Origin of the sequence: Phytobacter sp. SCO41, assembly GCF_003073275.1 — a bacterium.
GTDB classification, from domain to species: Bacteria; Pseudomonadota; Gammaproteobacteria; order Enterobacterales; family Enterobacteriaceae; genus Phytobacter; species Phytobacter diazotrophicus.
In genome coordinates, this window is record NZ_CP027225.1 from 2893752 (window position 1) to 2910487 (window position 16736).

Consider the following 16736-nt stretch of genomic DNA (forward strand, 5'->3'; position numbering starts at 1 on the left):
CAAGAGTTAGTTGCCCTTATGCAAGACGCGATAGATCGTTGCGCGACATTTCCGGTCTGGCCGCAGGGCGAAGCGCCCGGCGCCATTGCCAGCCCGACGGTTTTTCAACTGGAAGAAAATCATACTGGCCCGTCAGCGTTTGACCGTTCTGTCACCGGCGTTCGTGCGCCACAAATTACCGTTTACGCGCCGGAAAAACCCAATGGGGTTGGTATCCTCGTGACGCCGGGCGGTTCGTATCGCCGCGTGGTACTCGATAAAGAAGGCAGCGCCCTGGCGCCCTTCTTCAACGCCCGGGGTTACACACTCTTTGTGATGACTTATCGCCTTCCGGGTGACGGTCATATCGAAGGTGCCAACGCCCCGCTTGCCGATGTTCAGCGCGCGATGCGAACCCTGCGGGCGCGGGCGCAGGAATGGCAGCTTGACCCGGAGCGCCTTGGCGTAATGGGGTTTTCCGCAGGGGGCCATGCCGCCGCCAGCCTTGGGACACGCTACGCCGAAAAGGTCTCTCCGGTTCTGGATGACATTGATGGATTTAGTGCCCGTCCGGCGTTTATGGCGCTGGTTTATCCGGTTATCACCATGCGGGCGGAGATTGACCATCCCGGCTCTCGCCACGAACTCATTGGCGATACGCCTGCGGAGCAGCAGATTCATCATTATTCGTTAGAAGAACGCGCGGATAGTAATACGCCGCCGACCTTTTTACTCCACGCGGTGGATGACCCGGCGGTAAAGGTAGAAAACAGTGTGGTGATGTTTAGCGCGCTACGTCGTCTTGGCGTGCCGGTTGAGATGCACCTTTTCGAGCAGGGTGCACATGGTTTTGGTATCCGCGATGCGCAGGGGTTACCTGCCGCGGTATGGCCGGATCTGATGATGAACTGGATTGAAACGAAGGTGTGAGTTGTGTGATGTCCCGGATGTGGCGGTGAACCGCCTTATCCTGGCTACGCGATCGCGCCACTCGCGAAATGTGTGCGGTGTGGTTGCGTATCCCTGAGTAGCCCCGGTAAGCGAAGCGCCACCGGGGATATCCCGTTATGCCTGCAGATAGACCATCTGGGTTTGCAGATATTCTTCCAACCCATGACGACCATCCGCGCCGCCAATCCCCGACTTACGCCAGCCGGCATGGAAGCCCTGCATCGCTTCAAAATTCTCACGGTTAATGTAGGTTTCGCCGAACTTAAGCCCTTTAATGGCTTTCATCGCGGTATTCAGGTTTTGCGTATAGACAGAGGACGTCAGGCCGTAATCGCTGTCATTGGCCATCGCCAGCGCCTCTTCCAGCGTATCGAATGCCACAACCGGCAGCACCGGACCAAATGTCTCTTCATGCATAATGGACATCTCCTGACGCACATCCAGCAGCAGCGTTGGCGGGTAGAAATAGCCTTTACCTTCTACCGCTTTACCGCCCAGCACCACACGCGCCCCTTCCGACACCGCGCGGGCGACTTTGGATTCCACGCGCTCCAGGGCGGCGGCGTTAATTAACGGCCCCATTGCGATGTCATTGCGCTGGCCCGGATCACCAAATTGCACCGCCTTCATCGCCTCGCCCAGGCGATTAACAAAACGGTCGTAAATGCCTTTCTGCACATAAACACGTTCGGCGCAGTTACAGACCTGTCCGGTGTTGATCACGCGGGAATCGACAATGGCTTTCACCGCTAATTCCAGATCGGCATCGTCAAGAACGATAGCCGGGGCTTTGCCGCCCAGTTCGAGGCAGACTTTGGTGATATTTTTCGCCGCCGCGGCCATGATTTTTTCACCCGCGACCACGCTGCCCGTCATGCTGACCATCGCCACTTTTGGGTTGCCCGCCAGCTCCTGGCCCACGGTTTCACCCCGGCCCAGCACCAGGTTAAAGACCCCTTTGGGTAATCCCACTTCATGCACTATCTGCGCAAAAGCGATGGCGTTATTAGGGGTAAATTCACTCGGTTTGATGACAATGGTGTTGCCGGTAATCAGCGCTGGCGCCAGTTTGCGGGCAATCAGGAAGAACGGGAAGTTCCATGGCAGGATCCCGGTGGTAACACCCAGCGGACGTTTAAAGACAAAGATATTTTCGCCGGGACGATCGCTTTGGAGAATTTCACCTTCATAGCGACGCGCCCACTCCGACATATAATCGATATAGTCGGCGGTGAAATTGACTTCCACCTCCGCCAGTTGCTGGATTTTGCCGCCTTCGGCAACAATCAGCGCACTGATTTCGCTCGCTCTGGCACGAATACCGGCGGCAATTTTGCGTAACCACCCGGCACGTTCTATGGCAGGCAATGCTTCCCACGCAGGCTGCGCTTTATCAGCGGCATCAATCGCTTTGCGCGCATCTTCCGCGGTCCCGTCCGGGATACGCGAGAGCAACGCTTCCGTTGCCGGGTTGGTGACATCAATCCAGGCATCGCCCTGCCAGGTAACAAATTGACCATCGATATACATAGGGTGCTGTACGGGTGCTGTCATGACCTGCTCCTGTAATGACATTGTTTTTAACAAGTGAACTCATTGTTAAAAATCTACAAGTGCACGGTCTGTTTCCCAGGGTGGAGAGCGAGTTTTGTGAGTCAACTCATAAAAGAAAAGCATAAACGCAACAATGGAATAACATCAAACCAACATTGATTGCCCGTTTGCGCCAGCGTCGACGCAAACGGGCATCGTTTAAACCAGCGAACGCCGGCGCAGCGTTTCGTAAAGCAGCGCATCGGACTGAAGAACCTGCCATGCATCCTCAACCGCCGGGGGAAAATCAACGTGAACAATAAAATCGCGTCCTGCCGGGCCATAGCCCTGCGCGTCATCTCTTAAGCGCGGCACTTCGCCCAGAATCAGTGATAAATACCGATCAACTGGCCATAGCCCTTCTTTCGGGGATACAAAAGCCAGACCATCAGCGGTATTCATCAGCTCAGGGGTAATCCCTGAGTAACTCAGCCAGTGGGGGGCACTGGCGCAGCCCTGGCTTGCCCGGGTAAATGTCGCCATCGTTCTGCGCTGCAGAGCAGGATCTTGCACAATCAATACGGTTTTGACGTTCATGCCGTGCGACAACATCATATCCATCGAGAACCGGGCATTTTCGCCACAATTCGTCGACTGCTTTTCGACAAAAATCGTTTTGCGCTTAATCTTCCAGAATTTCTCTGCGATATCCGCAATGATTTCCGCCTCTTTGCGCCCCGTGGTAGGGATTAAATTGTAGGCAGAGTGCCGGGAAACCGCGGCGTAAAGGAATGGCGTGGAGTGCCCAATACCGCCGCTAATGATCAGCGGAATATGCTGAGCCGAAGCTATAGCACAGGCGGCATCAATCACTGGAATCACCGAATGGCCAGGAATGATGACCGCATCGGCACGCACGGGGGTCGGCTTGCTAACAAAATCATTTTGCGCCAGCCACTGACCCAGCGTATTGGCAGCCGCAAGCGTCTGTTCAGCCAGGCGGGGAAAATTCATCATGGAAAGAGCCCTCCATTTTTAAGCCTCAGTACAGCTTAGTGAAGCGTAACTACAGCGTAAAGCACCCTACGATCTCGTCCATTATGCCGACCCTTCCCTAGGCATTGTTATCTTTAAGCGCTTTCCAACAAAACCTGAGCTTTCTAATACACTTGAAATATTCACGCCGTGAACGATAAACTCGTTAGATATCTAACTAATCATCAGAAAACGATATGGATAACCGCGACCTCACTTTCTCTCACTTGCTCTATCTCACGGCCCATCACTGGCGCCTGGCGGTTGACCGTCGCCTGCGAGGGTTGGGCATGAGTCAGGCCAGTTGGGTTGCGGTCGCCGCTATCGCGCGCAATGAAACCCCGCTGTCGCAGAGTGAACTCGCACAGGAGTTGGGCATTGAGAACGCCACGCTGGTGCCGCTGATTAATCGCCTGGTGGAACAGCAACTGGTAGAGCGCGTACTGACCGATCAGGACAAGCGCAAACGCCTGCTGGTCGCAACAGAGCAAGGCATGGCGCTTTACCATCAGGTAAAGACCGTGGCAGATAGCCTGCGCGAAGAAATTTTATCGGTCATCAGCCCTGAGGAGCAGGCACAAACCCGCCGGGTGCTGGAAAAACTGCTCACTGAGGTTGAGAAGAAGTAATGCGCCTGCCGAAAAGCGATCCGTATGCGCCACGAGAATGGGCACCACACGAAAAGCCAATGCTGCTGGGATCACCCTCGACCCCGTTTCACAGCACGCCGAAACGCATCGCCTATGGCATCGTTGGCCTGCTGGTCTGCATGACCGGGGCGCTGGGCAATGCCATGGTCACCGCTAATCTGCAAAACCTGCAAGGTACCTTTGCCGCCTGGTCGACGGAAATTGCCTGGCTGCCCGCCGTCTACGTAATGACGAATGTGTCTATTAACCTGCTGCTGGTCAAGTTCCGCCAGCAGTTTGGGCTGCGCGCCTTTACCGAAGGATTTTTGGTACTGTACGTGCTGGTGACCTTCTTTCACCTCTTCGTTAACGATCTCAGTTCAGCCTTACTGGTGCGCGCGGCCCACGGCATGGTCGCTGCCGCACTCAGTTCGCTTGGGATCTATTATCAAATTCAGGCCTGGCCTGCCCGTCATCGACTGAAAGCCCTGACGATCGGCATCACCGGTTCGTCGCTGGCCATTCCCATCGCGAGGCTGTTTTCCACCGAACTCCTGCAACTTGATGAATGGCGTGGCCTGTACTTTTTCGAACTGGGTCTGGCGCTGATCTCCCTCGCCTGCGTGATGATGCTCAAACTTCCGCCCGGCGATCGCAAAAAAGTCTTTGAAAAGAAGGATTTTATTACCTTCTTTTTGCTGGCGCCCGGTATGGCGCTGATTTGCGCCGTACTGTCACTGGGTCGTCTCGACTGGTGGTTTGAAGCGCCGTGGATTGGCTGGTCACTGGCGCTGGCTGTGGTGCTAATCGTGAGTGCCATTGTGTTCGAGCATAACCGCAGCAACCCGCTCTTAAATACGCGCTGGCTCTCCAGCGGCAGCATTGTGCGGCTTGGTTTAATCATGCTGTTAATCCGTATTGTGCTGGCAGAGCAAAACACCGGTGTGTTTGGCTGGTTGCAGTATGTCGGTTTGCAGAACGAACAGATGACCAACCTTGCGTGGTCTATTCTTGCCGGGATCATTTGCGGCATTATCGCCAGTTGTCTGACGATCAAGCCCCAACGCCTGTCCTGGCCTATCGTTACCTCGCTGGTATTGATGATCATTGCCTCGCTGATGGACAGCCAGTCAACCAGCCTGACGCGCCCGGACCAACTGATGATAAGCCAGTTTTTGCTCGGTTTTGGCAGCGCCTTCTTCCTCGCGCCCGCCATGCTGGCCGGGATCGGCGGCGTGGTAGCCGATCCGCGTAATCTGGTTAGCTTTTCGGTACTGTTTGGGATGAGCCAGAATATTGGCGGCCTACTGGGTTCGGCCATTCTGGGGACATTTCAGACCTGGCGTGAGAAATACCACTCCAGCCTGATTGCCGACCAGCTCACCACGCTTAACCCACTGGTCAACGAACGGCTGCAACTCTACAGCCAGATGTACCAGAGCATGATCGGTGACAGTACGTTACTGAGCGTACAGGCCGCCACCCAACTGCAAAACGTCTCGACGCTGGAAGCGAATATTCTCGCTTATAACGATACTTATCTGTTAACCGCCTCCGTCGCGGCAGCCACCCTGGTGTGGATATTCTGGCGACTGCTACGCCTGCGTATCACCGCGCGTATCGTATTAAGACAGGCAACCGGAACCAAAAAATAAGAGTGTTAACTTTACTGGAGTATCTATGAGCCAGCAGGATGCCGCCAAAGAGCGGGCAAATACCCGCAGTAACCTGCGTGTTGTATCAATTTTCGCCGCTGCCGCTATTGGCATTGTTGGCGTACTGGTGATTCTTTATGCCTGGCAGTTGCCCCCTTTTACCCGGCAAACCCAGTTTACCGATAACGCCTACGTGCGCGGTCTGACGACTTTCATCAGTCCTCAGGTGAACGGCTATATTACGCAGGTGAATGTTCAGGATTTTGCCAGGGTAAAAAAAGGCGACCTGCTGATGCAGATTGACGATCGTATTTATCGTCAGCGCGTCCATCAGGCACAGGCGCAACTGGCAATGAAAATCGCCGCGCTGAATAACAATATTCAGCAACGGAAAAGTGCCGAGGCGGTGATTCAGCGTAACGAGGCAGCGCTGGCCAGTGCGAAAGCGCAGAATATCCAGTCGCAGGCGAACCTTAAACGCGTAAAAGCCCTGAGTGAAGACGGTTCGCTCTCTGTTCGTGAACGCGACGCGGCTCTCGCCAGTGCGGCGCAGGGCAATGCCAGTATTGCGCAGGCACAGGCCACCCTTGACGTCTCCCGTCAGGATCTGCAAACCACTATCGTTAATCGCGGTTCCCTGGAAGCGGATGTGGAAAATGCCAAAGCGGCGCTAGAACTGGCAGATATCGACCTGCAAAACACCCGCATTGTCGCCCCGCGCGACGGCCAGCTTGGACAAATTAGCGTCAGACTGGGGGCATATGTCACCGCCGGTACGCACCTGACGTCGCTGGTCCCCGCCCAACACTGGGTTATCGCCAATCTTAAAGAGACGCAACTGGCGAATGTTCATCCTGGTCAGCCGGTACGATTCACCGTCGATGCGCTCGACGGTAAAGCGTTTGAAGGTCGTGTGGAGAGTATCTCTCCGGCGACTGGCGTGGAATTTAGCGCCATCTCACCGGACAACGCCACGGGCAACTTTGTGAAAATCGCCCAGCGTATCCCGGTACGCATTGAAGTGAATGGCAAAGAAGAAGACGTCGCCCGCCTGCGCCCCGGCATGTCGGTACAGGTCCATATTGATACCCGGGAGGCGAAGCAATGACTGTGCGTCCTCTCGTGGCACTCACCTGCCTGCTGCTGACAGCGTGTCAGTCCGTTGACGTAAAACCGGCGAAACCCACGTTACAGATCCCGGCGGCCTGGCGGAGTGCCGTTGGTCCGTCGAGCCCGGTCGAAAAGGTCTGGTGGCGCAATTTTCACGATAATGCGCTCAACGGTTATGTAGACCAGGCGCTGCGCTATAACAGTGACGTGCTGATTGCCCGTGAGCGGGTCAATGAGTACCAGGCACGGGTTTACGGCACAGAGGGCAGTCTTTTTCCTTCGCTCAGTGCCGGTGTGAGCGGCACGCGCGCCCGGAGCCAGTCTGCGGCCACCGGCCTGCCTATCTACAGCACCTTGTATAAAGGCACGCTCACGGCCAGTTACGATGTGGATATCTGGGGCGTTCATCGCACTACCAGCGATGCCGCACAGGCCTCGCTGGCGGCACAAAAAGCCGCAGCCGCAGCGGCTGATTTAACCGTCGCCGCCTCGGTTGCCTCCGGCTATGTCAGTCTGCTTTCGCTTGATAATCAATTACGGGTAACAGAATCGACCTTAAAAGCCCGGGAAGAAGCGTTCAGGCTGGCGCAGCGTCAGTATGAAACGGGATACAGCTCGCGGTTGGAACTGATGCAGTCAGATTCTGAGATGCGCGCAACGCGGGCACAAATTCCCGGTTTACGCCACCAAATCGCCCAGCAGGAAAATGCGCTTAGTCTGCTCATTGGCGCCAACCCTGGCAGCATCGCCCGGCAAAATGAGCTCGATCAACTCACGCCGCTGAGCATCCCGTCAAACCTGCCATCGTCACTGCTTAATCGTCGCCCGGATATTGCCCAGGCGGAGCAACAGTTGATCGCCGCCGATGCCACGCTGGCTTCCGCGCGCGCCAGTTTGCTGCCATCCATTAATCTCACCGCCACGGGCAGCATTCAGGACAGAACCCTCCCCGGCTTGTTGGATAACCCGCTCCGGCTATGGAGTGTTGGCGGCAGTATTCTGGCTCCGTTGCTTAATCGTCAGGCGCTGAATGCGCAGGTAGACGTGACGGCGTCACAACGAAACCAGGCGCTGTATAGCTATGAAAAGACGGTAAGAAATGCCTTTAAAGAGGTCAACGACAGTCTGGATGCGATAACGCATTTGCAGGAACAACTGGCGGAATTGCAGGCGCAGACGCTGGTCGCGCAGGAGGCATTACGCATTGCGCAAAACCGCTATAGCAATGGTTACTCGTCCTATCTTGATGAGCTTGATGCCCAACGCACGCTCTTCTCCGCGCAGCTCAGCGTCGTTCAGGCCAAAAGTAACCTGTTACTGGCACAAATCGATTTATATCGCGCTCTCGGCGGTGGATGGTCCACGCCCGCAGTGCGCGATTAACCAGGGAGTTATGTTATGCAGAAACAGTGGTCCAATGTTGATAACTGTCTGATTGAAAAACTCATCCCAAAAGATGACATCCTTGAGCAGGTGTTGGTGAATAACCAGCAGGCAGGGCTTCCCGCCTTTGATGTGGCGGCCAACCAGGGTCAGTTACTGGCCCTTTTTGTGCGCATGACGGGGGCTAAACGTATCCTTGAGATAGGGACTCTCGGTGGCTACAGCACCATCTGGATGGCGCGAGAATTACCGACCGACGGAGAATTGTTGACGCTGGAAGCCGACGCGCATCACGCCAGTATTGCCCGGCAGAATCTGCAACTGGCAGGAATGGCTGAGCGAGTAAAACTTATTGAAGGCCCTGCACTCAATTCCCTTGAACAACTGGGCGAACATCCGCCGTTTGATCTGATTTTCATTGATGCCGACAAACCGAGCAACCCGGATTACCTGCGCTGGGCGCTGCGCTATTCCCGCCCCGGTACGTTAATCATTGGTGATAATGTGGTTCGCGACGGTGAAGTGACCAACCCACAGAGTGATGACGCAAGGGTTCAGGGCGTCAGAACCTTTATTGAGATGCTGGGCGAAGACCCACGGCTGACCGCGACCGCGATACAGACCGTAGGCGTTAAAGGGTGGGATGGATTTACCCTGGCGTGGGTGAATGCGTAAGCGTTAGTTCCCGGAGGGCATCGTGCGGCCTGATGCCCTCACCCAGGCCCTCTCCCTCAGTGAGAGGGGACCATTAGTGCTCGCATTTTTTGTGGGGATCCCTCTCCCACAGGAGAGGGAGAAAATCTGCGCCGCATTCGGGATGCAAGAAAAAACTACGCGCTCACCTGCTCCATCGCCTGCAACACGCGCTTATCGGAAACCGGATACGGTGTGCCGAGTTGCTGCGCAAAATAACTGACGCGAAGCTCTTCAATCATCCAGCGAACCGCTTTGACCTCTTCATCTTCACGACGCGCTGGCGGTAGCTTGTTCAGCCATTGCTGCCACGCCTGCTGAACCTGCTCGACTTTCAGCATTTGTGCCCGGTCGCGGTGCGGATCAACCGCCAGCTTCTCCAGACGCTTCTCAATGGCGTGCAGATAGCGCAGCGTATCACCCAGACGGCGGAAACCATTGCCAGTAACAAAACCACGGTAGACCAGCCCGCTCATTTGCGCCTTAATATCCGACAACCCCAGCGCCATGGTCATATCCACACGCCCTTTCAGACGTTTGTTAATGTTGAACACCGCCGTGAGGATCTGCTCGACCTGTTTGGCTATCTCAACCACCGTTTCATTCAAGTCAGCACGGACTTTCTCATGCAGCGCCGTAAAGCCCTCTTCCGTCCAGACTGGCCCCCCCGCCTCGTCAATCAACTTATCAACGCCGCAGGAGATACAATCATCAATCAGATCCAACACTTTGCCATACGGGTTAAAGTACAGCCCGAGCTTGGCTTTGTTTGGCAACTTCTCATGTAAATATTTGATGGGCGAAGGAATATTCAACAACAGCAGACGACGTAAGCCGCTCCACATAGCCTGTTGCTGATCAAGCGGATTATCAAACAGCTTGATGGCTACGCTGTCGCGCTCATCCACCAGCGCGGGCCAGGCCTTCACCTTATAGTTGCCGCGTTTCTGCTCGTAACTTTCCGGAAGCTGGCCGAAGCTCCAGATATGCAGCCCACTTTGTTCGATACCGTCGTCTGCCACCGCAGACAGAGTCTCCTGCACTTTTCCTTTCAGCGACGCTTTCAGTGCACTTAATGACGGCCCTTCTGACAATTTCTTGTTCTTCTCATCTACCACCCTGAAGGTGATTTTCAGATGATCGGGAACCTGATCCCAGTGCCAGTCATCGCGATCAATCGTGTGCCCCGTCATGCGTCGAAGTTCACGCTCCAGCGCATCTAATAGCGGCAGTTCAAGCGGCGTTACGCGGCCTAAAAACGCTTCCGCGTAGTTTGGCGCCGGCACAAAGTTGCGTCGTACCGGTTTGGGTAACGATTTAATCAGGGCAATGACCAGCTCACGACGCAGCCCCGGTATTTGCCATTCAAAGCCGCTTTCTTCAACCTGATTGAGCAACGGCAGCGGAATATGCACCGTCACGCCGTCGGCATCCGCACCCGGTTCAAACTGATAGGTAAGACGCAGTTTCAGGTTGCCCTGATGCCAGAAGTTCGGGTAGTCCAGCTTGCTGACCTTCTCCGCCCCTTCTTTGATCAGCATACTCTTTTCAAAGTTGAGCAGATCCGGGGTTTCACGGCTCGCCTTCTTCCACCAGCTATCAAAGTGGCGGGCAGAAATCACATCATGGCTGATGCGCTGATCATAGAACTCAAACAGCGTATCGTCATCGACCAGAATGTCGCGGCGACGGGATTTATGTTCGAGCTCTTCGATTTCGGCGCGCAGTTTGAGGTTGTCGCGGAAAAACGCATGGCGCGTCTGCCAGTCGCCTTCCACCAGCGCGTGGCGAATGAACAACTCGCGGCACAGGGCCGGATCAATCTGGCTGTAGTTCACGCTACGGGCAGCCACGATCGGCAAACCGTAAACCGTCACCTTCTCCGTCGCCATCACCGCGCCCTGCGAACGTTCCCAGTGCGGTTCACTGTAAGAACGCTTGATCAGATGCTGGGCGACAGGCTCTACCCATTCCGGATCGATGCGCGCCGCGATGCGCCCCCACAGGCGGCTGGTCTCCACCAGTTCAGCCACAATGGCCCATTTCGGCGGCTTTTTAAATAAACCGGAACCAGGGAAAATAGAGAAACGCGCATTGCGGGCACCAGTGAACTCCTGTTTATCGGCATCTTTCATCCCGATATGCGACAGTAGCCCGGTCAGCAATGCGATATGGATTTCGCGGTACTCTGCCGGTTCACTGTTCACCGGGATCCCCAACTCTTTCACCACCTGGCGCAGTTGGGTATAGATATCCTGCCACTCGCGCACGCGCAGGTAGTTGAGGTAGTCCAGCTTGCACTGGCGGCGGAACTGATTTGACGAGAGGGCTTTCTGTTGCTCGCCAAGGTAGTTCCACAGATTCACGAACGCAAGGAAATCAGACTCTTTATCGTGGAAACAACGGTGCTTTTCATCGGACGCCTGCTGCTTGTCCATCGGACGTTCACGCGGATCCTGAATAGACAACGCCGAGGTGATGATCATCGCCTCGCGTACACAGCCGTGTTTTTGCGCTTCCAACACCATGCGAGCCAGACGCGGGTCTACCGGCAACTGACTGAGCTGACGCCCCATCGGGGTTAACTTGTAAGCAGTGGCCTGTTCGTCAGTGGTGATAGCACCGAGCTCTTCCAGCAGACGCACACCGTCCTGAATATTGCGTTTATCCGGCGCTTCAACAAAAGGAAACGCGGCAATATCGCCCAGCCCCAGCGCGGTCATTTGCAGAATAACGGACGCCAGGTTGGTACGCAGGATTTCCGGGTCGGTAAATTCCGGACGGGAGAGGAAATCGTCCTCTGAATAGAGACGAATACAGATCCCTTCGGAAACACGCCCGCAGCGCCCTTTACGCTGGTTAGCAGACGCCTGGGAAACCGGCTCAATCGGCAGGCGTTGTACTTTGGTACGGTAACTGTAGCGGCTGATACGCGCAGTACCGGGGTCAATCACATATTTAATCCCCGGCACCGTCAGCGACGTTTCCGCAACGTTAGTCGCCAGTACAATGCGTCGCCCGCTGTGTGACTGGAAAACGCGGTTCTGCTCACTGTTAGACAGCCGCGCGTAGAGTGGCAACACTTCCGTATGACGCAGATCGCGCTTGTTCAGCGCATCGGCGGTATCGCGGATTTCACGCTCACCGCTCATAAAAATCAGGATATCGCCCGGCGCTTCCTGGCTTAGTTCATCAACTGCATCGAAAATGGCCTGTAGCTGATCGCGCTCGGTATCGTCCGCTTCTTCAACAATAGGCCGGTAGCGCACTTCCACCGGATAAGTACGACCGGATACCTCAATGATCGGCGCATTATTAAAGTGGCGCGAGAAACGTTCCGGATCGATGGTCGCCGATGTAATGATGATTTTCAGATCCGGACGCCGGGGTAGCAGCTCTTTCAGGTAGCCGAGCAGGAAATCAATGTTCAGACTGCGCTCGTGCGCTTCATCGATAATAATGGTGTCGTACTGCATCAACAGGCGATCCTGCTGGATTTCTGCCAGCAGGATGCCGTCAGTCATCAACTTCACCAGGGTGTTGTCGCTGACATGATCGCTAAAACGGACTTTATAGCCGATACAAGCGCCCGGCTCGGTTTGTAGCTCTTCGGCAATGCGGTTTGCGACGGTGCGTGCCGCCAGGCGGCGCGGCTGGGTATGACCAATCAGCCCTTTCACCCCACGCCCCAGTTCCATACAAATTTTTGGTAACTGGGTGGTTTTCCCGGAGCCAGTTTCACCCGCAACGATCACGACCTGATTGTCACGTACAGCCTCAAGGATCGCCTGTTTCTTCTGACTTACCGGCAGGTTATCGGGATAGGTAATGGCGGGACGTGAGGCTTCACGCAGCATAACCTTCCCTGCGGCTTCGTTCATCTCCTGAGCCATCGCCTGAAAAATGCCCTGCTGTGCTTCAGGATTTTTAACTTTCTTTGCCCCCTGCAGGCGGCGGGCAAAACGCAACCGATCGCGTAGCATCAGCGAGTCTAACTGCTGATGAAGATCGGATAAGGTCAATTTCTTTTGTTCTGTCATAGTGTTATCGGTCAGCGCACTGACGGGAAAAATCTCTTTGGCTTAATACTTGTAGGATACCACATCGTAATAAATCATTTCTTGTTCAAGAAATTTGAATAGAGGATTCGATATATTGCGCTATTCATGCAGCAATTTTGTGAATAGAGTGTCATTCAGTAACGGGGCACGCGCCCCCATATCAAATAACAAGGATACACCCATGAGCAAAGTATTAGTTCTTAAATCCAGTATTCTGGCAGGGTACTCTCAGTCTGGTCAGTTGGCTGACTATTTCGTTGATCAGTGGAAAGCAAAACACGCCGCTGATGAGATCACCGTTCGCGATCTGGCGGCAAACCCTATTCCGGTACTGGATGGCGAACTGGTTGGCGCGCTGCGTCCTTCAGATGCCCCGCTGACACCGCGTCAGCAGGAAGCGCTGGCCCTTTCTGACGAGCTGATTGCTGAACTGCAAGCGCATGATGTGATCGTCATTAATGCCCCGATGTACAACTTCAACATCCCGACACAGCTAAAAAACTATTTTGACCTGGTGGCTCGTGCTGGCGTCACCTTCCGTTATACCGAGAAAGGCCCGGAAGGTCTGGTAACCGGTAAACGCGTTGTTGTTGTTTCCAGCCGCGGCGGTATTCACAAAGATACCCCAAGCGATCTGGTTGCACCGTACCTGAAACTGTTCCTGGGCTTTATCGGTATTACCGACGTGAACTTCGTGTTTGCAGAAGGTATTGCTTACGGTCCGGAAGTTGCCACCAAAGCGCAGACCGACGCAAAAGCGGCGATCGACAGCCTGGTCGCAGCCTAAGTGTTATTACCCTCCTGCGCTCGCAGGAGGGTTCTGTTTCTCCAGCAATGTCTCCACTTCCTTATCCGCTTTAATATTGATGTCGTGCTCGATCTTCACATTCATATTGATGGTGATCGGCTCTTTTGGCGCAGCCACTTCAATCCTCGGCGTACAGGCAGCCAGCATCATCGTCATCATTATCACTGGCAGGGTTTTCATTGTTTATCCTCACACTCTTTTCCGTTCGCACAGGGAACCGCAGGCAGCTTTGCCTTTTGTTTTAGCAGCGACTGAAGATTGTCGCCGAAGCGCAAACTGCGCCACAACGCAAAGACATTCTCTTCGTGGGTATAGTTCAGGTTCACCGTATTACTTTTTCCTTCCACAAAACTGGTGCCTTTAATGGCCGCCTTCATTTTTAGCACGCCCTGACGGTCCAAATTGAGCGTCGTCCAGGAGCGTGAAATCTCCATATAGCGCAGCCAGTTGATAGCCGCACCGGCTGCTATGTTGTCTTTCACCAGCGCGTCTGTCGTATCTTTATCCACGCGCAAAGTCATGGGGCCGGGGTTATGCAGCCAGCCGTCTTTGATAATCCATGTGCCGTTGTTATCGAGCCATAACGGTAGCGCGCCGTCAAAAGGACCGGACATCGCAAACTGTTTAGGGTTAATGGCGCTGATTAACTCGCTTGATGAGATATTGCGCAAGCGGAGCAGAGCCGGATCGTGTTGCGGTAAACGTAACTGACTCATCGTGACCTTGCCGCCCAGTACATCAATACTGACGTTACTCAACTGTAAGGGATTTTCTTCACTCCAGGGATAACTGCCCTGTAAATCGGCGGCAATATTGCGTGCCGTCACCTGATTCACCACTTCGCCAATACGCAACGAAACCGGCCTGCGTGTACCCAGTTGCCAGTTACCTTCGCGGTAACGAAAAGGAAGAACAAAATCGACACCGGAAAGTTGGTTATCCGGCATCCAGGCGCTGCCGCCACGCAACACCCCGTGCCCACCCGCCTCAAAACCCTGCCCGGCGGCGGCAGAAAAGGCCACCTGGGCATACAAAGAACCGTCCAATAAATTCATCTTCCAGTCTGGCGGCACCAACGGCTGGAACACCGTCAGCGACTGGCGCGGCCACCAGGCCTGGCCGCGCAGGCGCTCACCGTCCCAGCGCCCGTTTACCCGTACCGGGCCAATTTTTTCAGCGCGTAAATCGCCTTTGAACTGGAAGATGGTGGGTTCGCTCCCTTCTACGCTAAACGTTAACGTTGAAGGTGGCAGCACGCTCCCGCCAGTGAAGGTCGTCTTTCCGGCATCCAGGGTTAACGCGCCACTAAAAAAGGGGTGATCCTCATCGCGCAACCAACGCACCGGCTCATTCAATACCAGACGTGGCGAGCTTACATGCATCGTGCCGTACTGCAACTGGTCGAAACCGGTAGATAGATCGCTGAGCAAAATGGTTTTATCACGCCATTCGCCGCGCCCGTTGACATCCCAGCGGGCGTTCATTGGGGTAAAGTTACCCGTCCCCCAGTAACGCCATTGCCACAAACCATCGTCTGGTAGAAAATCACGCGCCTGGCCGTCAAGATGTAAAACAAAATCCCCCATCGCATTTTCATGGGCACGCAAAATGGCCTGCAAGCGCCCGTCCACGCCCTTCTGGGTAACTTTGACGCCCGCCAGTGGCCAGCGAATATCATCAATATTGAGCGCGTCGATCACGCGTCCGCTTGAGCGCAATAGCGCGCCGGGTGTAAATGCCAGTGTCGGGTCGCTAAGCCCGCCCGTCAGATGCGCAGGCAGCACGGCGTAGAAGATCATCTCTCCCTGTTTAGCTTCACCCGTCAGTTGCAGTGGCATATCGCTGTTCACCATATTGAGACGCCCCGGCCCTATGGTGAGTACCGCATTCCCTTTTCCGGCATCGCCCTGCGTCAGAACGTTCAGACGACCGCTGATTTCTGCTTTCTGCAACCCCTCCTGCCAGCCATCGATACGTAATCCGACGCGTCCGCTTAGTGGGAAACCCTGATAAGGCCAGTTCCAGCGGCCATCGCTGATGGTTAACCGTTCACGTGTCGCCTGCCAGGGCAGATCCAAAATAGGTTCCGGATTGTCGCGTGCGGTAATAATGAGTTGCCCTTCATTATTGCGCCACTCCAGATCGGCATCGACCAGCGACGGTTCCATTGGCAGCGTGAGCGTGGTCTGGGCATGACCATTAACCGGTATGCCGTTCGGTACATTTGGCAGGACAAACTCGCCGCCCAGCGTGACAGGCGGTTCGCCCTCGATCAGACGTAACTGCATTTGTGTCAGGGTGAGCATCTGCCCGCGCAGCCTGGCCTTAAAGGAGACCTGGTCGCCGTCATAGTGGAGATCCTGATTCTCTTTGGATAACGCCAGCGAGATTTTTCCTTGCCACTCTTGCCAGGGCGAGACGGTGAAACGGTCAATGTTAACCCACGTTTTCGGCAACATGGATTGCCATTCGGCCAGCGTTGTCGGCGCACCAGGCGACGGTTCTGTCTCGGGAAGTTTCGCTAAACAGGAGGTGTTGATGTCCAGCGACCCTATATCCAGTTTCCAGCGACTCGGGTGCGTCAGTTGCGCATTTTTGACCAGCGCCACAGGACAATCTTCAATCAGGTAATGCAGGTCCGGGATTTGCAGCGAGTGACGGGTAAAACGTGGGCTTTCTTCGAAGACTATCCGTGTGCCTGCGGGCAGCCAGATGCCTGCAAGCGTCGGCACCCAATACGCGAGCGTCAGCAGCAGCGTCAACGGCAGCAGAATAAACAGCAGTAGCAATGCGATTGCGGCTTTGTATTTACCCTTCATGGGCAGTTAATATCCTGATTTTGCGTATAATTAAGCCGATTCTGGCCATTATTGTGGCATGTTTAGCCTGACAGGTGAAG

General features: G+C 54.9%; 12 protein-coding genes. 7 read left to right on the top strand and 5 right to left on the bottom strand.

Features of this window, described 5'->3' with window-relative positions; genetic code table 11:
• The first annotated feature begins 18 nt into the window (after positions 1 to 18).
• Complete coding sequence (locus C5523_RS14040) at positions 19 to 909, top strand: alpha/beta hydrolase (protein WP_369944946.1); 891 nt, start codon at positions 19 to 21, stop codon at positions 907 to 909.
• 135 nt (positions 910 to 1044) lie between these two features.
• Here the strand turns inward: C5523_RS14040 and aldA are convergent, their stop codons facing one another.
• On the bottom strand, positions 1045 to 2484 hold the full coding sequence (gene aldA, locus C5523_RS14045; protein WP_039076983.1) for an aldehyde dehydrogenase: 1440 nt from the start codon (positions 2482 to 2484) through the stop codon (positions 1045 to 1047).
• 198 nt (positions 2485 to 2682) lie between these two features.
• Positions 2683 to 3480 (bottom strand): YdcF family protein, encoded by a 798-nt coding sequence (locus C5523_RS14050; protein ID WP_079497500.1) that lies wholly within the window; start codon positions 3478 to 3480, stop codon positions 2683 to 2685.
• Positions 3481 to 3695: 215 nt separating this feature from the next.
• On the opposite strand from C5523_RS14050, the gene C5523_RS14055 reads away from it, so the two are divergent.
• Genes C5523_RS14055 through C5523_RS14075 form a run of 5 tightly spaced genes read left to right on the top strand, consistent with a single transcriptional unit; the run spans position 3696 to position 8950 of the window.
• Positions 3696 to 4127, top strand: coding sequence for a MarR family winged helix-turn-helix transcriptional regulator (locus C5523_RS14055; protein WP_039076981.1), 432 nt, complete (start codon positions 3696 to 3698; stop codon positions 4125 to 4127).
• Positions 4127 to 5782, top strand: coding sequence for an MFS transporter (locus C5523_RS14060; RefSeq protein WP_108701363.1), 1656 nt, complete (start codon positions 4127 to 4129; stop codon positions 5780 to 5782). Before C5523_RS14055 ends, C5523_RS14060 begins: the two co-directional genes overlap by 1 nt.
• A gap of 25 nt (positions 5783 to 5807) precedes the next feature.
• Positions 5808 to 6890 carry an HlyD family secretion protein gene (locus tag C5523_RS14065; protein ID WP_039076979.1) on the top strand — a complete coding sequence of 361 codons (1083 nt, stop codon included), beginning with the start codon at positions 5808 to 5810 and terminating at the stop codon, positions 6888 to 6890.
• The gene (locus tag C5523_RS14070) at positions 6887 to 8275 is read left to right on the top strand and encodes an efflux transporter outer membrane subunit (RefSeq protein ID WP_108701364.1); all 1389 of its coding nucleotides are present in this window, start codon (positions 6887 to 6889) and stop codon (positions 8273 to 8275) included. The genes C5523_RS14065 and C5523_RS14070 overlap by 4 nt, the downstream gene beginning before the upstream one ends.
• Before the next feature lie 15 nt (positions 8276 to 8290).
• On the top strand, positions 8291 to 8950 hold the full coding sequence (locus C5523_RS14075) for an O-methyltransferase (RefSeq protein WP_108701365.1): 660 nt from the start codon (positions 8291 to 8293) through the stop codon (positions 8948 to 8950).
• A gap of 155 nt (positions 8951 to 9105) precedes the next feature.
• On the opposite strand, the gene hrpA is transcribed toward C5523_RS14075, so the two are convergent.
• Entirely contained in the window at positions 9106 to 13008 is a 3903-nt protein-coding gene (gene hrpA / locus C5523_RS14080; protein ID WP_108701366.1) for an ATP-dependent RNA helicase HrpA, read from the bottom strand.
• A 202-nt stretch (positions 13009 to 13210) separates the two neighbouring features.
• On the opposite strand from hrpA, the gene azoR reads away from it, so the two are divergent.
• Positions 13211 to 13816: an FMN-dependent NADH-azoreductase gene (gene azoR, locus C5523_RS14085; protein WP_039076975.1), complete on the top strand. Its 606-nt coding sequence runs from the start codon at positions 13211 to 13213 to the stop codon at positions 13814 to 13816.
• 6 nt (positions 13817 to 13822) lie between these two features.
• On the opposite strand, the gene C5523_RS14090 is transcribed toward azoR, so the two are convergent.
• Together C5523_RS14090 and C5523_RS14095 are read right to left on the bottom strand one after the other, a co-directional pair.
• The gene (locus C5523_RS14090; protein WP_039076974.1) at positions 13823 to 14017 is read right to left on the bottom strand and encodes a YnbE family lipoprotein; all 195 of its coding nucleotides are present in this window, start codon (positions 14015 to 14017) and stop codon (positions 13823 to 13825) included.
• Positions 14014 to 16656 (bottom strand): YdbH family protein, encoded by a 2643-nt coding sequence (locus C5523_RS14095; RefSeq protein WP_108701367.1) that lies wholly within the window; start codon positions 16654 to 16656, stop codon positions 14014 to 14016. Before C5523_RS14095 ends, C5523_RS14090 begins: the two co-directional genes overlap by 4 nt.
• Between the last annotated feature and the right edge of the window lie 80 nt (positions 16657 to 16736).